General features: G+C 60.8%; 19 protein-coding genes and 1 tRNA gene. 13 read left to right on the top strand and 7 right to left on the bottom strand.

Annotated elements, in window-relative coordinates; translation table 11 throughout:
* Positions 1-7: 7 nt before the first annotated feature.
* The 5 genes from ACMT3I_RS05795 to ACMT3I_RS05815 all read left to right on the top strand — a co-directional run bounded on the left by ACMT3I_RS05795 (position 8) and on the right by ACMT3I_RS05815 (position 5,144).
* Positions 8-1,678, top strand: a complete 1,671-nt coding sequence (locus tag ACMT3I_RS05795; RefSeq protein WP_414803475.1) for a SulP family inorganic anion transporter — start codon at positions 8-10, stop codon at positions 1,676-1,678.
* 20 nt (positions 1,679-1,698) lie between these two features.
* A complete protein-coding gene (locus tag ACMT3I_RS05800; RefSeq protein WP_414803476.1) occupies positions 1,699-2,061 on the top strand; it encodes a hypothetical protein in 363 nt (120 codons plus the stop codon).
* A gap of 194 nt (positions 2,062-2,255) precedes the next feature.
* Positions 2,256-3,323 (top strand): LolA family protein, encoded by a 1,068-nt coding sequence (locus ACMT3I_RS05805; protein WP_414803477.1) that lies wholly within the window; start codon positions 2,256-2,258, stop codon positions 3,321-3,323.
* Positions 3,320-4,288, top strand: coding sequence for an ABC transporter ATP-binding protein (locus tag ACMT3I_RS05810; protein ID WP_414803478.1), 969 nt, complete (start codon positions 3,320-3,322; stop codon positions 4,286-4,288). The genes ACMT3I_RS05805 and ACMT3I_RS05810 overlap by 4 nt, the downstream gene beginning before the upstream one ends.
* Positions 4,278-5,144, top strand: coding sequence for an ABC transporter permease (locus ACMT3I_RS05815; RefSeq protein WP_414803479.1), 867 nt, complete (start codon positions 4,278-4,280; stop codon positions 5,142-5,144). The genes ACMT3I_RS05810 and ACMT3I_RS05815 overlap by 11 nt, the downstream gene beginning before the upstream one ends.
* Here the strand turns inward: ACMT3I_RS05815 and ACMT3I_RS05820 are convergent.
* The 4 genes from ACMT3I_RS05820 to ACMT3I_RS05835 form a co-directional block, all read right to left on the bottom strand.
* The gene (locus ACMT3I_RS05820) at positions 5,141-5,920 is read right to left on the bottom strand and encodes an alpha/beta fold hydrolase (protein WP_414803480.1); all 780 of its coding nucleotides are present in this window, start codon (positions 5,918-5,920) and stop codon (positions 5,141-5,143) included. The two genes, ACMT3I_RS05815 and ACMT3I_RS05820, sit on opposite strands and share 4 nt — an antisense overlap.
* Positions 5,921-5,970: 50 nt before the next feature.
* Positions 5,971-6,546, bottom strand: coding sequence for an SOUL family heme-binding protein (locus tag ACMT3I_RS05825; RefSeq protein WP_414803481.1), 576 nt, complete (start codon positions 6,544-6,546; stop codon positions 5,971-5,973).
* A 58-nt stretch (positions 6,547-6,604) separates the two neighbouring features.
* Positions 6,605-7,342, bottom strand: a complete 738-nt coding sequence (locus ACMT3I_RS05830; protein WP_414803482.1) for a hypothetical protein — start codon at positions 7,340-7,342, stop codon at positions 6,605-6,607.
* Positions 7,343-7,458: 116 nt separating this feature from the next.
* Positions 7,459-7,737: a GlsB/YeaQ/YmgE family stress response membrane protein gene (locus ACMT3I_RS05835; protein WP_414803483.1), complete on the bottom strand. Its 279-nt coding sequence runs from the start codon at positions 7,735-7,737 to the stop codon at positions 7,459-7,461.
* Positions 7,738-7,872: 135 nt separating this feature from the next.
* Between ACMT3I_RS05835 and ACMT3I_RS05840 the strand changes: the two genes are divergently transcribed.
* A complete protein-coding gene (locus tag ACMT3I_RS05840) occupies positions 7,873-8,553 on the top strand; it encodes a DNA-binding response regulator (protein WP_414803484.1) in 681 nt (226 codons plus the stop codon).
* A gap of 1,189 nt (positions 8,554-9,742) precedes the next feature.
* Here the strand turns inward: ACMT3I_RS05840 and ACMT3I_RS05845 are convergent.
* Complete coding sequence (locus ACMT3I_RS05845; protein WP_414803485.1) at positions 9,743-10,264, bottom strand: hypothetical protein; 522 nt, start codon at positions 10,262-10,264, stop codon at positions 9,743-9,745.
* A gap of 209 nt (positions 10,265-10,473) precedes the next feature.
* Here ACMT3I_RS05845 and ACMT3I_RS05850 point away from each other — a divergent pair, with 209 nt between their 5' ends.
* Positions 10,474-11,466 (top strand): DUF2510 domain-containing protein, encoded by a 993-nt coding sequence (locus ACMT3I_RS05850; RefSeq protein WP_414803486.1) that lies wholly within the window; start codon positions 10,474-10,476, stop codon positions 11,464-11,466.
* Between the two features lie 260 nt (positions 11,467-11,726).
* Here ACMT3I_RS05850 and ACMT3I_RS05855 read toward each other — a convergent pair.
* Positions 11,727-11,810, bottom strand: a tRNA-Leu gene (locus ACMT3I_RS05855).
* A gap of 113 nt (positions 11,811-11,923) precedes the next feature.
* On the opposite strand from ACMT3I_RS05855, the gene ACMT3I_RS05860 reads away from it, so the two are divergent.
* Genes ACMT3I_RS05860 through mshC form a run of 3 tightly spaced genes read left to right on the top strand, consistent with a single transcriptional unit; the run spans position 11,924 to position 15,424 of the window.
* Positions 11,924-13,249 (top strand): M20/M25/M40 family metallo-hydrolase, encoded by a 1,326-nt coding sequence (locus tag ACMT3I_RS05860; protein ID WP_414803487.1) that lies wholly within the window; start codon positions 11,924-11,926, stop codon positions 13,247-13,249.
* A gap of 41 nt (positions 13,250-13,290) precedes the next feature.
* On the top strand, positions 13,291-14,145 hold the full coding sequence (locus ACMT3I_RS05865; protein WP_414803488.1) for an undecaprenyl-diphosphate phosphatase: 855 nt from the start codon (positions 13,291-13,293) through the stop codon (positions 14,143-14,145).
* 13 nt (positions 14,146-14,158) lie between these two features.
* A complete protein-coding gene (gene mshC, locus ACMT3I_RS05870) occupies positions 14,159-15,424 on the top strand; it encodes a cysteine--1-D-myo-inosityl 2-amino-2-deoxy-alpha-D-glucopyranoside ligase (protein WP_414803489.1) in 1,266 nt (421 codons plus the stop codon).
* Positions 15,425-15,503: 79 nt separating this feature from the next.
* On the opposite strand, the gene ACMT3I_RS05875 is transcribed toward mshC, so the two are convergent.
* The gene (locus ACMT3I_RS05875; protein ID WP_414803490.1) at positions 15,504-16,466 is read right to left on the bottom strand and encodes a proteasome assembly chaperone family protein; all 963 of its coding nucleotides are present in this window, start codon (positions 16,464-16,466) and stop codon (positions 15,504-15,506) included.
* 83 nt (positions 16,467-16,549) lie between these two features.
* Here ACMT3I_RS05875 and ACMT3I_RS05880 point away from each other — a divergent pair, with 83 nt between their 5' ends.
* The 3 genes from ACMT3I_RS05880 to ACMT3I_RS05890 all read left to right on the top strand — a co-directional run bounded on the left by ACMT3I_RS05880 (position 16,550) and on the right by ACMT3I_RS05890 (position 19,393).
* On the top strand, positions 16,550-17,299 hold the full coding sequence (locus tag ACMT3I_RS05880) for an HAD family hydrolase (protein ID WP_414803491.1): 750 nt from the start codon (positions 16,550-16,552) through the stop codon (positions 17,297-17,299).
* On the top strand, positions 17,296-18,357 hold the full coding sequence (locus tag ACMT3I_RS05885) for a tRNA (adenine-N1)-methyltransferase (protein ID WP_414803492.1): 1,062 nt from the start codon (positions 17,296-17,298) through the stop codon (positions 18,355-18,357). Before ACMT3I_RS05880 ends, ACMT3I_RS05885 begins: the two co-directional genes overlap by 4 nt.
* 64 nt (positions 18,358-18,421) lie before the next feature.
* Positions 18,422-19,393: an FKBP-type peptidyl-prolyl cis-trans isomerase gene (locus ACMT3I_RS05890; RefSeq protein ID WP_414803493.1), complete on the top strand. Its 972-nt coding sequence runs from the start codon at positions 18,422-18,424 to the stop codon at positions 19,391-19,393.
* The last annotated feature ends 52 nt before the right edge of the window (positions 19,394-19,445 follow it).

Consider the following 19,445-nt stretch of genomic DNA (forward strand, 5'->3'; position numbering starts at 1 on the left):
TGAACCGATGAGCCAGCCGCAGCAACACCGAGTTACCGCCAGCCGCTGGCTGTTTCCCACGCTCGTGGGCTACCAGCGTTCGTGGCTGCCGGCCGATGTCATAGCCGGTCTCTCTGCCGGAGCCGTCGTGGTGCCGCAAGCGATGGCCTATGCCACAATCGCCAACCTCCCGGTGCAGATCGGGCTCTATACCTGCATCGTGCCCATGGCCGTCTATGCGCTGCTGGGAGGATCCCGTGCAATGAGCGTGTCGACGACGTCGACAATCGCCACATTGACGGCGACCACCTTGGTCAGCTCGGGGGTGGCAGCGGGCTCAACCGACGCTGTGAGAGATCTGGTCGCTCTAACCATGCTCGTGGGCGCGATTTTGTTGATTGCGCGGCTGCTCCGCATCGGTTCGCTGGTCGAGTACATCAGCAACTCCACCCTGATCGGGATTAAAGCTGCCGTGGGCGTAACAGTTGCGATCGGCCAGTTACCGCGGCTGCTGGGAGCGGATGTCGCAGTGTCAGGCCACGGATTCCTCGCGTCAATCGAATCTGTCGTCAAGGCGCTTCCCGAGGCGAATCTGCCGACAATAGTTCTGTCGGTCTGCTCGCTGGCTGCGTTGGTGGTGTTCGAACGCTTTCTTCCCCGGCTACCTGGTTCGCTGATCGTCGCCGTCGTCGGCATCCTGCTCACGTCGTTCACTGGCATCACGTCACTGGGGGTTTCGCTCATTAGCGCTGTGCCCGAGGGCTTTCCAGCCCCCGTGCTCCCGTCGTTCGACCACGTTCCCGGGCTGATTCCAGGCGCACTCGGAATCGCGGTGCTCGCATTCCTCGAGACGGCCGCCGTCGCCCGCAGCGTCAGAGTGGCCGGTGAGCCTCGCGTCGACAGTAATCAAGAGTTGTTGGCAACCGGGGCAGCAAGCTTCATCGGTGCGTTCTTTCACACCATGCCCGCGGCTGGCGGCTTCTCACAGAGCGCCGTCACGAGAACCGCCGGTGCCAAGTCGCAGGTGGCTACGCTGACGACAGCTGCCCTGGCGGTTGTCATCGCCCTCTTCCTCGGACGCGTCATCAGCCAGTTGCCCCAGGCGACGTTAGCCGCGATGGTAATGATTGCGGTGCTCTCGTTGATCGACGTGCGCGGATTCATCCGTCTCGCGAAGTTGAGTCCTCCGGAGTTCGCTGTCGCGGTAATCACCACGGCACTGGGGCTGACATTCGGCCTGCTTCCTGCTCTGGGGGTCGGCGTCTTCCTGACGATCTTCATCGTGCTGTCAGAGCTCAACCGGCCGCGAGTCAGCGTTGGAGCTGCTGGCAAGCGCTATGTTGTCATCCGCCTCAATGAACCGCTCTATACAGCGAACGTCGTCGGCACGATCCAGAAGGTCGAAGAGGATGCCGCGCACGCCGGACGGCCGTCGTGGGTGATTCTTGACGCCACCGCTTTGGAATTTCTCTCAGTCACGGTCATCGACAACCTAGCCGAACTGGACTCTGAGCTCGCCGGGCTAGGGAGCAATCTCTGTATCGCCGCGTTGCCGGACGAGGCCAACAAGCTGGCCCAGAAAACCGAGTGGTTCAGGTCGCTCACGTCGTCGGGTCGAGTGTTTTCGAGCGTAGACGCCGCTGTTGCGGCTGTCGAGTCGCAGGGCAGTGGATCGGCGTCGAACCAGCAGGGGTCGTGAAGCGCCTATCGTTGATCACGATGATTACGCGACGAGAAGCAGCGCTACGACTGGACATTCCCCTAGAAATGGCCACGCGCCACGGAATTCCATCGCGCCTGACGGATGAACAACTTGCTGAGATCGAAAAGAATCCGCCGGCCTGGCTGGTGCAGTCTCGCGCCAATCGCACGGGAAAGAAGCCGGTATGGGTGCAGCTGACCTGTGATGTGTGCGGATTCACCGAGGCGGCCAGGCCCAAAAAATGGTGGCCGGAGTTCAGCTATCTCACCTGCAACCACCATGGGTACGACGAGCTCCCCGCAGCCGTAGCCGGCATGCGCCGTACCGAGTACGACGGCGTCGGCAGCCGATTCATCGGAATCGTCGACGACGAAGTGTAGAACTGCTACTTACCGCACCAAGTCTGAAGGCCCAGGACAGTGATGTCCTGGGCCTTCAGTGCACTGTCTCAACCAGCGCTCGTCCGAACCCGCAAAGGTTCGGAAGTCCCTTCAAGTATACGGCCGCTCCAGGGTGCATCCCACCCGCGTGAGGCGTAGTCTCGCACTATGGAACGGCACGCAGGGGTGTACTTGTGACGAAACGCGTATGGACTCGATGGCTGCCTGCGGTGGTGGTTCCCGTTGTCGTGGTTGCCGGTGTGGCGTTCAGCCAGACGATGGCCGGAGCTGCAGTGAACCTGCCCGACAAGACCCCGGCAGAGGTACTGACCCTGGCGGGCGAGAGCAACGTACAGGATCTTTCAGGGACCATCGAGCAGACATCTGAACTTGGTTTGCCCCAACTGGATTTGGGCACGTCGCAGTCTGAGGCCGGGGCCGCATCCGCTCTTGAGCTATTGACGGGTTCGCATACTGCTCGGGTGTACCTCGATGGGCCGTCAAACGCCAGGGTGCAGGTCATCGATCAGCTCGCTGAGCGCGACGTGATCGTCAACGGCAGTGATGTGTGGTTGTACAGCTCGAGTGACAACACCGCAACTCAATTGACGGTGCCCGCTGGCAGCACGGGAAAGCCCGACGCAGCCGGACGCGCCACGATGACGCCTGCCGAACTCGCAGATTCGCTGCTGGCACAGATTGACCCGAGCACTACAGTCACCGTCGGAACAGACGCCGTCGTGGCCGGAAGAAGCACATACGAACTGGTGCTCACCCCCAAGACGACTGACACATTGATCGGTTCGGTATCCATTGCAGTCGATTCGGAGACCGGGTTACCCCTCAGTGTTGTCGTGCAGGCGCGCGGCCAAGACACGCCTGCATTCACTCTCGCATTCACACAACTGACACTTGCGACCCCGGATGCCGCGCTATTCAACTTCACGCCCCCGCCTGGAGCGACAGTTGAGCAGGAGTCCCTGCCCGCCTGGCCGGCCGATGGATCCCATTCACACACGTCGGACAACCCCACCGGGGTGGTGACGAGCGGAACCGGCTGGACGACAGTTGGCGAGATACCAGCCGGTGCTATTCCTGCCGACATCAGCAATTCGCCCCTGTTCGCACAGGCGACTAAGCCAGTGGAGGGCGGCCGCCTGATCTCTACAGCGTTGCTCAACATCTACGTCACCGACGACGGACGCGTCCTGGTCGGCTCAGTGCCCTTTGAGACGCTGCTCGCCGCAGCCACGGCTCAGTGACGGTCGGTTCAGTGACGGCCGGTTCGTCAGTCTCTGAGCTGGCGATCGAGACCAGGGGCCTCAGCAAGCGATTCGGCCACCAAGATGCGGTGGCCGAACTCGATTTGTCGGTTCCACGCGGTGCAGTTTTTGGATTCCTCGGCCCGAACGGCTCTGGTAAGACCACCACGATTCGCATGCTGCTCGGGCTGGCATCGGCAACGAGCGGTTCGATCAATGTGTTGGGCCTTGCCATACCAGACCGGTTGCACGATGTTCTGCCGTGGGTCGGTGCCTTGGTCGAAGGACCGGCGTTCTATCCGTTTCTGTCTGGGGCCGACAACCTACATCGCCTTGATACTGCAGACCCGCGAGCTCCGGCATCCACTCGCACGGCCAGAGTGGCACGAGCGCTTGACCGGGTGGGCCTCAGTCATGCGTCTCACAAGAAGGTGCGTGCATACTCGCTCGGGATGAAGCAGCGTCTGGGTATTGCCAACGCGCTGCTCGTGCAGCGGGAACTGCTGGTTCTCGACGAACCCACCAATGGGCTTGACCCGCAGGGAACCAGAGAGGTGCGATCGCTGGTGCGCACCCTGGCTGCTGAAGGAACCACGGTGTTTCTCTCGACCCACCTGCTCGCCGAGGTTGAACAGATCTGCACGCACGCCGCAGTGATGAGCGCCGGTCGGTTGGTCGCACAGGGCACCCTCGACGAATTGCGGTCAGGGAAAGCTCGCTTGATGTTGCACACGCCGGATGTCGTCAGCGCGCGCCAGGTGCTGATCTCGCTGGGCATCGAACCCGATATGGCGGGTGATGGCATCGTGAGCGCGGCCCTGCCCGAGTACCAGGGGGAGCCGGAGTCGATCGTGGCAGCCTTGGTTGCAGCGGGCATCAGGGTGCGTGGATTCAGCGTCGACAGCGCCACCCTCGAAGACCGATTTGTGGCGCTCACTGGTGAGGGGTTCAACGTTGTCCAGTGACACCGAGGTCGTTGACACCGAGGTCGTTCGCAGGCGCCCGGCCGTCGGTTGGGCGTTGCTGGGTTCAGAACTGTCGATACTCTTCCGGCGACGTCGAACGTGGGCAATGCTGTTGGCCCTGGCGGCGATTCCCATCCTGATCGCCATCGCGGTGCGCGTCACCGAGAGCACCTCGTCGGGGAGGGGACCGGCGTTTCTTGACCGGATTACCCAGAACGGCCTGTTTGTCGGCATCACCGCCCTGGTCGTGTCCATTCCGCTGTTCCTGCCGCTCACCGTCGGTGTGGTTGCAGGGGACACCATTGCGGGCGAAGCGGGGCTCGGCACCCTCCGCTACCTCCTGGTCGCTCCAGCAGGGCGGGCTCGATTGCTCGTGGTCAAATACGTGGGAGCCGCTGTGTTCTGCGCGGCAGCAACCCTGTCGGTCGTGATCGCAGGAACTGTGGCCGGCTTGGCCCTGTTTCCGATCGGGCCAGTGACGCTGTTGTCTGGCGACACCATCGGTGTCGCCGATTCGGTGGTGCGCACCCTGCTGCTGGCGGGATACGTCACCGTCTCATTACTCGGGCTGTCAGCGATCGGACTGTTCATTTCGACACTCACCGAGGTGCCAGTCGGCGCCATGGCCGCCACCATCGTGTTGTCGGTGGTGTCCCAAGTGCTCGACGCTCTACCGCAGCTTGACTGGCTGCATCCGTGGCTGTTCAGTCACTACTGGCTGGATTTCGCCGACCTGTTGCGCCAACCCATCGATTGGACTTCATTCGGTGACAACGCGCTGCTGCAGGCCTGCTACGTGCTCGTTTTCGGCTCGCTGGCGTTCGGCCGGTTCCTCACCAAGGACGTGCTGTCTTAGGCCTCACCGAAGAAAGCGATTGCGGCCTCTCTGAATGCCCTCGATGTCGGAGCGTTGAAATGATTGCGTCCGGGAATCTCGAAGAACTGCCCGTGCGGCGTGACGGCGGCAAGTGCCCTCGACGCGTCGATGATGCGGTCGTCGCTGCCGGTTGCAAACAGGAGCGGCTGAGCGGGAGCGTTGTCCGGCCCCGGCTGAGTGCCGCCCCGCAGCCCTTCGACCACAGCAACGAGCGCTGACAGGTCGTTACCGGGTACGGCTTTTGCCATCGTCAGGTAGGCGCCGGTGAGGCGGTCTGTCACTTCAGTTCCCTGTTCTATGTGCTCGCGGGCATCAGCGACCTGGAACCGCTTGAGCGGGTCGCCATCCGGGATGCCACCGAGCACGGCGCGAGAGATCCGCTCAGGGAAACTGTCAGCCGCCTGCCATCCCACCCTGGCGCCGAGCGAGTATCCCGCGTAGAACACCTCGTCGAGCAGATAAGCGTCGAGCACCTGGCGCACATCGTCAGCTAATGCTTCCATCGAATACGCGGCGGGGGAGTGCGGCTTGTCGCTGGCGCCGTGGCCGCGCTGGTCAATGGCCAGTACCCGGTATCCGGCTCGGGTCAGATCGCGAGTCCAACCGGTCAGGTGCCAGTTCGCCAGTGCGCTCGATGCAAAGCCATGCATGGCGAGTACAGTCGGCGCCGTCGGATCGCCGAACTCATAGGTGGCAAGTTTCAGGCCATCGGTTGAGTACACGGACCGGGGCGCGGGGGCAGTGAGGGGTGACATCACTGACCATTGCACCATGGTCGGGCGGATTCAGTCATACCCCGTACTCGTCAGTCGAATTCGTGCTTGTCATCCAGCACATCGACAACAACCTCGTTCCGGCGGAGAAACCATGGGGTGAGCGGTGGATTAAACCGAGCGAACCGGGGCGTGCCAACGGCAGTCAGTCCGGCCGTGGCGACCTGCTCCAATAGTTGTTCACAGTGCTCGTCGTAGCCTTTCTCATTCCATCGACCTGAGTACGTACTGACGGCGCTGAGTGCCTCGGGAATTGTGCGCAGAGTAACCGCCGAATTTGTCGGGCGAGGAGCTGATTCTTCGGTGAGCGAGGCGGGAAGAACGAAGGCGATGACATGAGTGTCGGCATCCGTTCCTGGCCGCTGCACTACGGGGGCAGTCATCGCGATAGAAGAACCGGGGGATTGCACGACAGGTGCGGTCATCGCGATCTTGCGACTGCCTGAGTTTTCTCCACTGATGTACCTGAAGAGATATTGAAATGCGCGGTTGCCAGCGTCACTGAATGGAGCCCTAACCGTCACTTCGGCGACCACGTGCTGGGGATAAGACCTCAGTTCGAAGCCGGGTTCGGTGCGCACAACGTTATATGGCTGCTGTTCGGTCATGCCGCAGACGGTACACCGTCTGCTGGTGACGCGGGCAGGCCACGTATTCAACGCATGCTCAACCCAGTTGACCCACTGCGTGTGCGATCACGAGTGCCAGTATGACGAACCCACCGAATGCCTCTGTGAGCATGAGTACTTTTGCGCGCGGAGACAGCGGCATGGTGTCAGTGGGGCTGAACGCCATCGAGTTGGTGCCGGAGAAGTAGAGGTAGTCGATGAAGGATGGCATCCAGTCGAGTTTCGCCGAAGACCGAGCCGCCACTTCGGTGATGGCATCGTGGTCTTCGTCCTGCGGAAAGCGGAAGTCGGCGAACGGTAACTCGCTCCGATTGTCGTGCCGTCTAGCGACGGGCCCACCGCGATCCATCTCCCAATAGATCAGCGCAAATGCGATGACATTCGTCACCCACACCTGCAGGGCGGCAATCAACAAGGATGGCCCATCAGAGTTCTTTGCGGTTACCAGCTGGATGATCAGGTGCGCCATTGCGTACTGATTCACGGCCATGAGAGCAAGCGCTTGGCCGACGGAGAGGTACCGAGACCATGCGGTCTGTCGGTGCAGTCGGTGAGGGTTCAGCACGATAACGGGGACGAGTAAGACGACCCCTACACCAACAACTGTGAGACGCAGCCACAGCGGGAGAACACTGTTCGGGAGCAGTAGATAGAGGGTTAGTGCGGCCAGGACGGCGAGTACGGCTGGCAGGCGGTGTTCAGCTCGTGCAGCCCTATCCTGCGCGCGATTCAGCCCATCGGCTGTCTCGTCGTGAGTCCGTGAAGCGATTGACATGAGGCCGATTCTATTAGCGCATAACGTGGACAATTCGGTGGGACGACTTCGATGACAATCCGAAACACTCGCGACTGCGAGCCGTGCCAAGGCACGGCTCGCAGTCGGCGTACGTCTTAGTGAGTGGCGCGGCGCTTTCCCGCAACTGCGGTGTAAATGCCGAGGACGACGATCGCACCGATGATCGAGCCGATGATGCCTGAGGCCTGGAGGAATCCGTCAGCGGGATCGCTCCCGAAGATCAGGAACCCGAGGAAGCCTCCCACGAAGGATCCGATAATCCCGAGCACGATGGTCATGAGCACGCTCATGCTCTGCTTACCAGGAATGACGGCGCGTGCAATGAAGCCTGCGATAAGCCCGATGATAATGAGGCCGAGGATGGTCCAAAGCATGATGTTCCTTTTGTTCTGCGCTTGAAAGCGTTTGTGGCGGCGGCGTACCGGTTGGAATGCCGCCTCGTAGCTCATCACAATTAACCACCCATTGGGGTGTTGCGGTACACCCCTGGGGGTGAAATGCTGAAGCACATGCCCTCCACTATGCGGCCAGCCCCGTCATCGCCCATCACGGTGGCGCTCGTCGACGACTACGACGTGGTACTCAAGGGTCTCGCGCACTTCTTCGATGACTACCGTGATCGGGTCGTAGTTGCCGAGATCGATGCAAACACCGATGTGAGCGAGACTGTAGATATCGTTCTCTACGACTCGTTTGCGCAGCCCGAATCTGATGCGAGCCAAATTGCGGACTTGATTGCCAACCCTCGAGCCTCTCGAGTTGTCGTCTATACCTGGAACCTGCATCCAGAGCTCGTGGCCTCCGCCAGCGATCTCGGAGTGCATGGGTACCTGTCTAAGACACTTACCGCGTCGCAATTGGTGTCGGCGATTGAGGCGATTCACGCTGGCGAGGTTGTAGTCAGTGAATATCGCCGCCCCGCCCCCAGCGCGCCGGGATTGGACTGGCCGGGGAGGTTGGAAGGAATCACGGATCGCGAATCCGAGATCCTTGCGTTGATTACTCAGGGCATGAGCAACGCCGATGTTGCTCGTCTCACCTATCTCAGTCCGAACACCGTCAAGTCCTATATTCGATCGGTGTACCGCAAAATTGGGGCCACTAGTCGTACTCAAGCGGTTATCTACGGGGTCAACCACGGCTTTTCCCCCGATTACCACCGCATTGATCATTGGATGGGCGGGCCGTAAATCGTCGGCTGCGTGCGGGACTCACTCGAGTGGTTACACACCATCGACGACATCGGTGTGTCGAGAGCGCCATTCCCACCCGGAGATGCTGTTTTGAACTTCCTGCTCATGTGACCGTGGTGCGATTTCGGAGCATGGCAACAAATATCCGCAAAGCAATTTTCCCGAAATATGAATCTCTCTGAAAAGATCTTCCCCTGCACTCAAAAGGTGAAGGTGGATGTTCCAGATAGGGTGCTCGAAGCCGGAGGAACTGGTTTCTTCGTTGAATCTGTCAAAGGTGGATTCATGCACATCGGTACTCGTACCGCATTCGAGCAGCGGCGAAAATGAATTCTGGCATCGGTGCCTCAGACAGCGAGGGACGAGAACGTTTGCACGAAGAGGCTCCCGCTACGTGTTTAGTCATCGCGATGTACAACCCTGTCGGTAGCTGCCCATATGGTTCTGCCAAGACCGGATGCTGATGGAGGAGTAGCGTGGACGTTCTTGGTGGCATATCGCGAGCCCTCGAGTGCGCTGGGACGTGCTCATCCGATTCGCTGCATCCGCCGCCGGACTGGCTACAGTCGCTGTACTGGTCATCGGGCAGACTCCACTGGAAGTGATGGCGGCTCTCCTCAGCTGGCTCTGCCTGGATGACGCGGGAACGGCCGTGGTTGTTGCCCAGCAATGGACTACGGAGCGTTCCAATGTCCTAGAAAACGGGGGCCTTGTCGCGATGATCATAGGTGTGGCGGCCACGTCCTATCGTTCGCGAGGCGCGGCACTTGCCGTACTCGGAATGTCCATGTGCGCTGCATGCAGTGACCCCCGCCCGATATTGATTTTGCTCGTGCTAGTGGTGCTCTGGGCGGCGAGCGCCGACATTCCGAATTGTTCGGAGGGCCAAATGAGTGGTTCGGCACAGCGTTAATACAGATCCCCATCGCGATCCTGTATTTGCCCGTGGCGCCGCTCACCTCGCCGTGAATCCACGCACCTGAAGTGGGCAACCATCATTGAAGTGAAGTCCCGCGATTTCGACCCCTGCTATTACGTGAGAGCAGTCGACGGTAACGACTATGGGGCGCAATGGGACTCTATTGCGCGAGCACGCCCCGGTCTCTGGCCACAACACTTGTCGACAAAGAAGAGAGCTCTGGCGTCGCATCCTTCGCTAACGGGGGATTTGGCGCCACCCGCCGATCTACCGGAAAGTTGCGGCTGTATCGGGTTGACTCATGATGTTGTCGATACGTTGGTTCAAGCCTGGGACGTATTCGTCGGGATTCGATCCGATCGTGTCGAGGTGCTTGCCGATGATTGGGGCGAGACGCTGCGTCGTTTCCTCGAAATGTACTCGCACGCGATCGGCATCTTCAATCATGCGAATGTCGGTTTCATGACCCGCCCAGACGTCCGCCCACTGCCCGAAGTATTTGTGAGCTAAACGATTGCGCTCGGCGACAGCCTGGGCGAGCTGATCCTCAAGATTCGGATCGTCAACGAGTAACCGAAGCGCTGCAAATACTGTGCCCATGGTCGACGTTGAGAGGGTATCGATGGCACGATCAGCTTCTTCCGTAGACGAGAACTTCTTGGACGCGGTCCGGTTCACGTGGACGAGGACCCGCAACCAATGCTCTAACGCCTGGGCGCTGTGCATCGCTCGACCATAAGCGGCAAAGACGTGGTCTTCAGTTAAGAATTCTGCATGGGCGGAGCACATAGAAGGAAGGTATCGACAAATCTCAGGTGTGGGCGACAACCTGTTGACGAGATTAGTTCTTCCGTCTGCCAATTCCGTCGGAATGCGTGTGGCGCGGCTTGGGATGCGGGATGGCGTTACTGGCCTCGGTAGGGATCGCTTCCGGGGAGTCGACGGCGATTGTTCGCGTACCGGTTGTCGGCGCCGAGCAAAAGGCTAAAGTCGGCTCCATGACGATGGCACCCCCCGAATGGTACCCAGATCCATCGGGCAGGAACGAACGGCGTTACTGGAACGGTACAGCTTGGACGGAATTTGTCTGGAGCGCGGGACAGCAAGGGATCGATCCCATCAAGTTGGCGCCAATCAGCGTGAGCTCAAATGAACAGGAACCGAAGAAGGTCCCTAGCACCGCCGGAGACATTTCGGCCTCACCGAGTGATTACCCGTCAGACCAAACGAAAAGTCCGTCACTCAGAGAAACCAAGCGGCAAGGTCGGGATGAATTCGAGTCGATCTCCCTCTCAGCGGCGCATGGTGATCCAAACGCTTTGGTTGCCCTACCTGCGGCGATTGAGCGGGCAATGAAGGTATATCGGGGCAAGGCGCTGGCGGAAAAGAAATGGGATGTGTTGACCACCGGCATTCGGGACGTACTTCAGGACGATCGCTTGAGTGAAGCAGAAGAGGGGCGATTGCGCGCCTTGTCCAGTGCACTCGGACTGGATTTGCAGAAACTAGCGGACCGCGACCTACGTGCATTCGAGGAACTTGTTATCGCTGGGTTGAACGACGGGCGCTTGCCAACTGCAGACGTGCCAATCGCGCTAAAGCCCGGCGAAGTCGGTCGCGCGTCGTTCGATGCGGTGCTTATGAAGGAAGTCGCGATTCGTAAGATGCGCGGCGGATCAAAAGGATTTAATATCCACATCGCAAAAGGCGTGAACTACCGGACCGCGCAAGTACGCGTGCACAGCGTAGTTGTCGGTACACATCTGCAAGTCCAGGACCGCGGCGTCCTGACCGTTACGAATCAGCGCGCTGTATTCGCCGGGCAGGCTCGCACCCTTGAGTTCCGCTTTGACAAGTTGGTCGGGATAGAGCAGTTCAAGGACGGATTGCGCATAAACGTCTCCAATAGGCAGCTCGCTTCGCTCTTTAGAATTACGCCGCCCAGCTCTCCACTCATTGCTGCCGCCCTCATTACGAAATCGATGACATAGGGCGAGCATTTGGGATGTTAAACGAAGTCTGAACTTCCCGGTCATATGAGCCGGAAGTTCAGAACGGTATTTCAGAGTGGGAGGAGCGCACGCGGTTGGCACCGCGTCGCACTTCCCACTCCGGCAACAAATAATCGCAAATAAAAATATGCCGAAATAAGAATCTTTCTGAAAAAAAAATATAAATTTCGGCACTGCCTGCCACGAGGTTAAACTAAAAAACCCCCACACTGCCGAAGCAATGTGGGGGTTTCTGTCTGTGTCCGAAGGGGGACTTGAACCCCCACGCCCTTACGGGCACTAGCACCTCAAGCTAGCGCGTCTGCCAATTCCGCCACCCGGACTGGATGTTGTCTGCGTTGTTATTTCCTGCTGACGAGGTAATAACTTAGCACGGTTTTTGAGCGTGGTTTTACACACATGCCCGAAGTCGGCTTCGACCGATAGCGTGAGGCACATGGCACACACCGAAGACCCGCATTCCGCACCGGCCGAACTCGACCTGACCGCTATAATTGCGCGCGATCTGATCCGCTTCGATACGACGAACTATGGTGAGGGTCGATCCAACGGTGAGACGGAAGCCGCCGAGTATGTGGCTGCAAAACTCCAGGATCTCGGTCTCACGCCGCAGCTGTTCGAGTCCGAGCCTGGCCGCACGAGCGTCGTCGCCCGCGTGAAGGGCAAGGATTCCAGCAAGGGAGCCCTCGTTGTGCACGGACACCTTGACGTCGTGCCGGCAGACCCCGCGAACTGGAGCGTCGATCCGTTCGGCGGCGTGATCAAGGACGGCCTGCTCTGGGGTCGAGGCGCCGTCGACATGAAAAACATGGATGCCATGATCTTGGCCTCACTGCAGGACATTCTGGGGGCAGGGGAGGCTCCGGAAAGGGACCTTGTCGTCGCCTTCTTCGCCGACGAGGAAGCCGGGGGAGTCCTTGGCTCTCATTTCCTGGTTGACACACAGCCCCAACTGTTCGAGGGAGCTACCGACGCAATCAGTGAGGTGGGCGGCTATTCGATCACGCTGGGCGGCAAACGTGCCTACCTGCTGCAAACCGGTGAGAAAGCTCTCATCTGGATCAAGCTGATCGCCAGGGGCGATGCTGCTCACGGTTCGCGCCTGATCCCCAACAACGCAATCACCAAGCTTGCAGAAGCAGTCGCCAAGGTGGGCAGGCGCGAGTGGCCGATCAGGCTCTCGAACACCACCACCGCGCTGTTTTCAGAGCTCGCCCGCATCCTCGACGTCGATCCGCAGCGGGTCGGCCTCGATGAGCTGGCACTGGCGACGGGTACTGCGTCGGGCTTCATTCAGGCCAGCCTGCGCACCACCACCAATCCGACGGTGTTGAACGCCGGCTACAAGCACAACGTCATCCCTGACACAGCGGAGGCGCTCATCGACATCCGCTCGCTTCCTGGCGAGGAGGACGCAGTACTTGCTGAGGTGGCGGAACTAGTCGGCCCCGATATTGAAATCGTCGTGATGCACCGCGACATCGGACTCGAAACAGAGTTCTCCGGTCCACTCATCGATGCAGTCACCGCGACACTCGAGCGGCATGACCCCGGCGCGCCGGTGCTGCCTTACCTGCTTTCCGGGGGCACCGACAACAAGGCTCTGAGCAAGCTGGGCATCAGAGGGTACGGCTTTGCGCCTCTGAAACTCCCAGCAGATTTGGATTTCCCCGGCATGTTCCACGGAGTTGATGAGCGCGTACCACTTGACGCATTAGTGTTTGGCAGGCGGGTCCTGACCGACCTGCTGACCGACTACTGACCTGCAGCCCCTGCACAGCACAAACCAGCGGAGATAATCGCGTGGAATTTCTGAATGCCATCATCCTGGGCCTCGTCCAGGGACTCACCGAGTTCCTCCCGGTGTCCTCGAGCGCCCACGTACGAATCGTGGGGGAGTTCCTTGGAACCGGCGGTGACCCGGGGGCCCGCTTCACCGCGATCACCCAGATCGGCACCGAATTGGCCGTCGTGCTGTACTTCTGGCACGACATCACCCGCATCATCGGTCGCTGGTGCCGCTCATTGGTGGGCAAACTGCCGCGAAATGACCCGGATGCCCGCATGGGCTGGCTCATCATCATCGGCTCGCTGCCAATCATCGTGCTCGGCCTGCTCTTCCAAGACCAGATCGAGACTGTGCTTCGTTCGCTATGGATCACTGCAACGATGCTGATCGTCTTCGGCATCCTGCTCGGGATCGCCGACTATGTCGGGGCGAAAAAACGCCGACTCAAAGACCTCACCGTCGGCAACGGCATTGTTTACGGATTTGCCCAGTCGCTCGCCCTCATTCCCGGTGTCTCTCGCTCGGGTGGCACCATCACCGCCGGCCTGTTCATGGGCTACGAACGTGCCGCGGCTGCGCGCTACGCCTTCCTGCTGGCCATTCCCGCGGTGCTCGGCAGCGGCTTTTTCCAGGTATACAAATCCATCGCGAAGCCGTGCCTCGCCGGTGATGTCGGCTGCCTGCCAGAGGTGTTCGGCCCGCTCGAAACCCTCGTGGCCACTGTTGTCGCCTTCGGCGTCGGGCTCGCCGTGATCGCCTTCTTCATGAACTACATCTCCAAGCGCAGCTTCATGCCATTCGTGATCTACCGCATCGCCCTCGGCGTTGTGCTCTACATCCTGCTGGCAACGAACACCATCGCCGCCTAGTTAGGCTGGAGATATGCGCGCCTGGCCCCGTCCCGAGATCCCTGCACTTCCCGGCCATGCCGGTGTGCCACGACTGCACGACACTGCGACTGGATCGCTTGTCGAGGCCAGACCGACCGATGTCGCGAGGCTATATGTCTGCGGTATCACACCGTACGACGCGACGCACCTTGGGCATGCAACGACGTACCTGGCGTATGACACCCTGCAGCGCATCTGGCTCGACGCCGGCTACAGCGTGCACTACGCCCAGAACGTGACAGACATCGACGACCCACTGCTTGAGCGTGCGGCTGCCACCGGAGTCGAGTGGAAGGAGCTGGCTCTCTCACAGGTTGAGCTCTTCCGTGAAGACATGACCGCACTCGGCATCATTCCGCCTGACGAGTATGTGGCAGTCACCGAAGTGATCGACGAGATTGCTGAAGCTGTTTGTCGCTTGAGTGATGCAGGGATCGCGTATGCGGTTGACACCCCTGACGCGCTCGTCAATGACGCTGGAGTGCGCGGTACCGACCTTTACTTCGATATCGCGGCTGCCGAGGAGTCGGCGCCGTGGCGTCTGGGCGACGAGAGCAATCTCGATCGAGAGACCATGCTCACGTTGTTCGCCGAGCGTGGCGGCGATCCCGATCGTGCGGGCAAACGCGACAAGCTCGATCCGCTGGTCTGGCGCGCAGCGCGCGATGGCGAGCCGTCCTGGCCCTCTCGGGTCGGTGATGGCCGACCCGGCTGGCACATCGAGTGTTCAGTCATCGCGCTCATGGAGCTCGGCACCGACTTCACAGTCCAGGGCGGGGGATCAGACCTGGTCTTCCCCCACCACGACATGAGCGCTGGGCACGCGGCCGCGTTGAGCGGACATCCGCTCGCCGGTGTTTACAGCCATGCAGGCATGGTCGCGTACCAGGGCGAGAAGATGAGTAAGTCGCTCGGTAACCTCGTGCTGGTGTCTGGCCTGCGAGCAGACGGCATCGACCCTCGCGCCATCAGGCTTGCACTCCTGTCGCAGCACTACCGCACGGACTGGGAGTGGACGGGCACGCAGCTCGACGAAGCCGTTTTGAGGCAAACCCGGTGGGGCGTCGCATTCGGCGAGCATGTCGCTCCGGGGAGCGCCTCAAGCGCCGAGCTGATCGAGAACATCCGCACTGCGCTCGTGACAGATCTGGACACTCCGGCAGCGCTTACCTTGATCGATGCTGCAGTACCGGTCGGGGTAGACGATCCCGCCCTGCTGCGGGATGCGATCGACGCATTGCTCGGCATCCGACTCTGACCAACACACAAGAATGGGCCGCGCGAGTGATCGCGCGGCCCATTCTTGTGTGTCTGCTGTCTGCTGTCTGCTGACGTGGTTACTGCTGTCGTGGGCCATCGCCGCCCGGGCGACCGCCGTCAGCCCAGCCATCACGGCCATCACGGCCATCGCGGCCATCGTTGCGCTTCCTCAGGTACTGCTCAAATTCTTGCGCAATAGCTTCGCCACTCGCTTCGGGCGAATCAACCGTGTCTCTGGCCTGTTCGAGTTGCGCGATATATGCGGCCATCTCATCGTCTTCAGCGGCCAAGGTATCGATGCCGCTTTCCCACTCAGCCGCCTCAGACACGAGGTCGCCACGCGGAATCACCACGTCGATGATCTCTTCAAGCTTGTCGATCAATGCAAGCACCGCCTTGGGCGACGGAGCATTGTGTACGTAGTGCGGCACCGATGCCCAGATGGCCAGCGTGGGGATACCAACGAGCTCTGCCGCATGGGCAAGCACACTCAGAATCCCGACCGAACCCTCGTAGTTGCTGCGTTCGATTCCGAGTTCGGCGCGCACCTGAGGGTTGTCGCTCGTCGCAACGATCGAAATCGGTCTGGTGTGCGGCACGTCGGCGAGCATTGCGCCCATGAATACGATTCCGCTGATATCTGCGGCCAGGGCGCCATCAAGCATCTCGGCAGTGAAGCTCTTCCAACTCCGAGAGGGCTCGGTACCGAGCAGAAGGTAGATGTTGCCTGCGTTAGTTCCACTGACGCGGAGTTGGGCGTCTTCGGCCAGCGGCAGTCCAACTTCACCAGGAACCTCGGGGCCGAACAACGTGGCGCTTGGCCATTCAAGCTGCCTCACGCCGTCTTCGTCAGTTGAAACTGTGGGCCGATTGAACTGATAATCAAAGTATATTTCGGGGTCGACACTCGTGATCTCGGTCACCTGAAGCAGGTCTTTTAGCGTGCGAACCGCACCGGTCGCTGCCTCACCGGCGTCGTTCCAGCCTTCGAACGCCACCACGAGCAGTCGTCCGCCCAGAAATCCATTGCCGTCAGTCACTGCCTGAAACCTCGATCAATCCGGGCGGCCTCGGTCGACATGCCCTCAGTCAAGGATAGGCGGTGGCCCTAGACTTGGACCCCGTGACTACCAGCGAAACTGACATTATTGTGCCCGCCGCTGTCCTGTGGGACATGGATGGCACTCTTGTCGACACCGAACCGTATTGGATGCAGGCCGAAACCGACCTCGTCGAATCGTTCGGGGGTGTCTGGACTCACGACGATTGCATGATGCTTGTCGGATCGGGCCTCTGGGCCTCTGCGACGATCCTGCAAGACCACGGCGTCGATATGGAAGCCGATGCGATCGTCGACTGGCTCACCGCCCGCGTGCAGCTGCAACTCAGCGAGCGGGGCGTTCCCTGGCGTCCTGGGGCGAAGGAGCTGTTGGCCGACTTGAAAGCAGCCGGCGTTCCGACGGCCCTGGTGACGATGTCAATGCTGACCATGGCGCAGCAGGTTGCCGACCTCATTGGCTTCCCGGCGTTCGACACCATCGTCTCCGGAGACATGGTCACACATAGCAAGCCGCACCCGGAAGCGTATTTGGCGGCAGCCGCAACGCTGGGTGTCGACCCCGAGCACTGCATCGCCATCGAAGACTCTGTGCCTGGCGTGGCGGCCGGGGTGGCATCCGGCGCTATCACCGTGGCAGTGCCACACCAGATTCCGTTGCCAGAAAGCGCACAGTACTCACTGTGGCCGACACTTCACGGACGAACTGTCGCTGACCTCGCCACTCTCTATTCCGATCGACATGGAGCGCACGAGCGCGCCAAAGCAGCCAATTCACACCGCGTGAAGACAACCACTGAAAGTGCCCCACTATGAACGACAACCAGGTCATCCAGAACAGCGGTCCCTTCCGCGCCGGCGATCGCGTGCAGCTGACCGGGCCCAAGGGCAAACTGAACACCATCACGCTCGTACCGGGCAAGGGCTTCCACACCCACCGCGGCATCCTCGACCACGATGAGATCATCGGACGCCCGGATGGCTCAGTGGTGACGAACAACGTCGGCGTCGAGCACCTTGCCCTGCGCCCTCTTCTCAACGACTTCGTCATGTCGATGCCGCGTGGCGCCGCCATTATCTATCCAAAAGATGCCGCTCAGATCCTGGCGCAGGCAGACATCTTCCCTGGCGCAACTGTCGTCGAGGCAGGCGTCGGTTCTGGTGCGCTGTCACTCTGGCTGCTTCGTGCCATCGGCCCGGCCGGTCGCCTCGCTTCATTCGAGCGCCGTGAAGATTTTGCTGATGTTGCACGTGGCAACATTGCCACCTTCCTCGGCCACGACCCGGAAAACTGGTCGATCACGCTGGGCGACCTCGCCGACACGCTCCCGGAGACGATGCCGGCCGCCTCGGTGGATCGTGTCGTACTCGACATGCTGGCCCCGTGGGATTGCCTGGCTGTCGTCTCCGACGCGCTGAAGCCTGGCGGGGTGCTGCTGTGCTACGTCGCCACCGTCACGCAGCTCTCGCGAGTCGCCGAAGCCATCAGGGGATCAGGCCTGTACACCAACCCCGATTCGAACGAGACGATGGTGCGTGGCTGGCACGTCGAGGGCCTCGCCGTTCGCCCGGACCACCGCATGATCGGACACACCGGGTTCCTGATCACCGCGAGGCGTCTCGCCCCGAACACCGTGCTCCCCGAGCTCAAGCGTCGCCCCTCGAAGACCGATTTTGATGATGCCGACTTCGAAGCCTGGACCCCTGGAGCTCTCGGCGAGCGAACCGCGAGTCCGAAGAGCCTGCGCAAGCGTGCCCGCGAAGCCACAGTAAGCGCAGACTTGTCTAAGGCGCGCGACTTCCACGCCAGCGGTGTCGACAGCAACGAGGTCACAGCCGACGACGTCGAGGTCGGCGGCATCGACGCAAGTTAGGATGGGCTCCGGCCTGCCACACGCAAATCATCCAGGCAACACCCCTGTATCGAAACGAGGACTTGTGCGTAAACCCTTCGCACTCATTGCAACCGCCGCACTGGCCATGGTTGCCCTGACTGGTTGTAGCAGCGCCAGCTCAGATTCAGCTGCTGACTGCACACCGCTGGTGAAAGATGGGCCTGCGGCAGAACTCGTGACCGTCACCGGTGAGTTCGGAAAAGCACCGACGGTCGACTTCCCCACGCCGCTGAAGACGGACACCACCGAGCGCGCCGTCATCATCGACGGTACGGGTCCTGGACTGGTCACCGGGCAGCTGGTGAGCGTCGACTTGAGCGTGTACAACGGCTCCACGGGCGCCAAGATCGAAGAAAGTGCCTACGACGGCACCTCGCAGGCGAGCTTCGCCCTTAACGATCAGACCCTCACCGGCCTGACCGACGGGCTCACCTGCGCTCAGGTCGGCTCACGGATCGCCGTGGTCGTCGCTCCTGACGATGCATTCGGCCCCCAGGGCGGTAACGCGCAGCTCGGCGTCGCAGCCGATGACTCGCTGGTGTTCGTCATCGACGTCGTCAGCGCAGCATTGCCCAGGGCGAACGGCAAGGACCAGACTGTTGCGTCCAACCTGCCATCCGTTGTCCTCGATGAGAACGGCGTTCCCGGCATCACAATTCCGTCCGCTGAGGCTCCGAAGACACTTGAGATCGGTGTACTCAAGAAGGGCAGCGGTGCCACGGTCAAGGAGGGCGACTCAGTCATCGTCAACTACACCGGCGTGATCTGGGACACCAAGAAGGTCTTCGACTCCAGCTGGGCCAAGGGCAGCCCCGTCACGCTGCTCGCCGCTGATGGCTCGAAAACTGCCGGGGGAGTAATTCCCGGGTTTGCGGATGCCCTTATCGGCCAGACTGTCGGCTCGCAGATCATTGCGGTCATCCCGCCCGACCAGGGCTACGGTGACACCGATTCCGGCAGCATTCCAGCCGGTTCAACGCTGGTATTTGTCGTCGACATCCTCGGTATCGGCTAGCGCAAACGCAGAGAAGGGGGGGGGGGGGGGGGGGCGCCCGCCCCCCCGCGCG

This window comes from Leifsonia sp. A12D58 (assembly GCF_047530025.1).
In the GTDB taxonomy this organism is placed as follows: domain Bacteria; phylum Actinomycetota; class Actinomycetes; order Actinomycetales; family Microbacteriaceae; genus Cryobacterium.

What these genes read in the sequence shown, in the direction of transcription:
- ACMT3I_RS05800 (WP_414803476.1), top strand. Translation starts at nt 1,699, where the DNA reads ATGATTACGCGACGAGAAGCAGCGCTACGACTGGACATTCCCCTAGAA.
- mshC (WP_414803489.1), top strand. Translation starts at nt 14,159, where the DNA reads ATGCGCGCCTGGCCCCGTCCCGAGATCCCTGCACTTCCCGGCCATGCC.
- ACMT3I_RS05885 (WP_414803492.1), top strand. Translation starts at nt 17,296, where the DNA reads ATGAACGACAACCAGGTCATCCAGAACAGCGGTCCCTTCCGCGCCGGC.
- ACMT3I_RS05825 (WP_414803481.1), bottom strand. Translation starts at nt 6,546, where the DNA reads ATGACCGAACAGCAGCCATATAACGTTGTGCGCACCGAACCCGGCTTC.
- ACMT3I_RS05845 (WP_414803485.1), bottom strand. Translation starts at nt 10,264, where the DNA reads ATGTGCTCCGCCCATGCAGAATTCTTAACTGAAGACCACGTCTTTGCC.
- ACMT3I_RS05860 (WP_414803487.1), top strand. Translation starts at nt 11,924, where the DNA reads ATGGCACACACCGAAGACCCGCATTCCGCACCGGCCGAACTCGACCTG.
- ACMT3I_RS05835 (WP_414803483.1), bottom strand. Translation starts at nt 7,737, where the DNA reads ATGCTTTGGACCATCCTCGGCCTCATTATCATCGGGCTTATCGCAGGC.
- ACMT3I_RS05795 (WP_414803475.1), top strand. Translation starts at nt 8, where the DNA reads ATGAGCCAGCCGCAGCAACACCGAGTTACCGCCAGCCGCTGGCTGTTT.
- ACMT3I_RS05850 (WP_414803486.1), top strand. Translation starts at nt 10,474, where the DNA reads ATGACGATGGCACCCCCCGAATGGTACCCAGATCCATCGGGCAGGAAC.
- ACMT3I_RS05830 (WP_414803482.1), bottom strand. Translation starts at nt 7,342, where the DNA reads ATGTCAATCGCTTCACGGACTCACGACGAGACAGCCGATGGGCTGAAT.
- ACMT3I_RS05820 (WP_414803480.1), bottom strand. Translation starts at nt 5,920, where the DNA reads ATGTCACCCCTCACTGCCCCCGCGCCCCGGTCCGTGTACTCAACCGAT.
- ACMT3I_RS05840 (WP_414803484.1), top strand. Translation starts at nt 7,873, where the DNA reads ATGCCCTCCACTATGCGGCCAGCCCCGTCATCGCCCATCACGGTGGCG.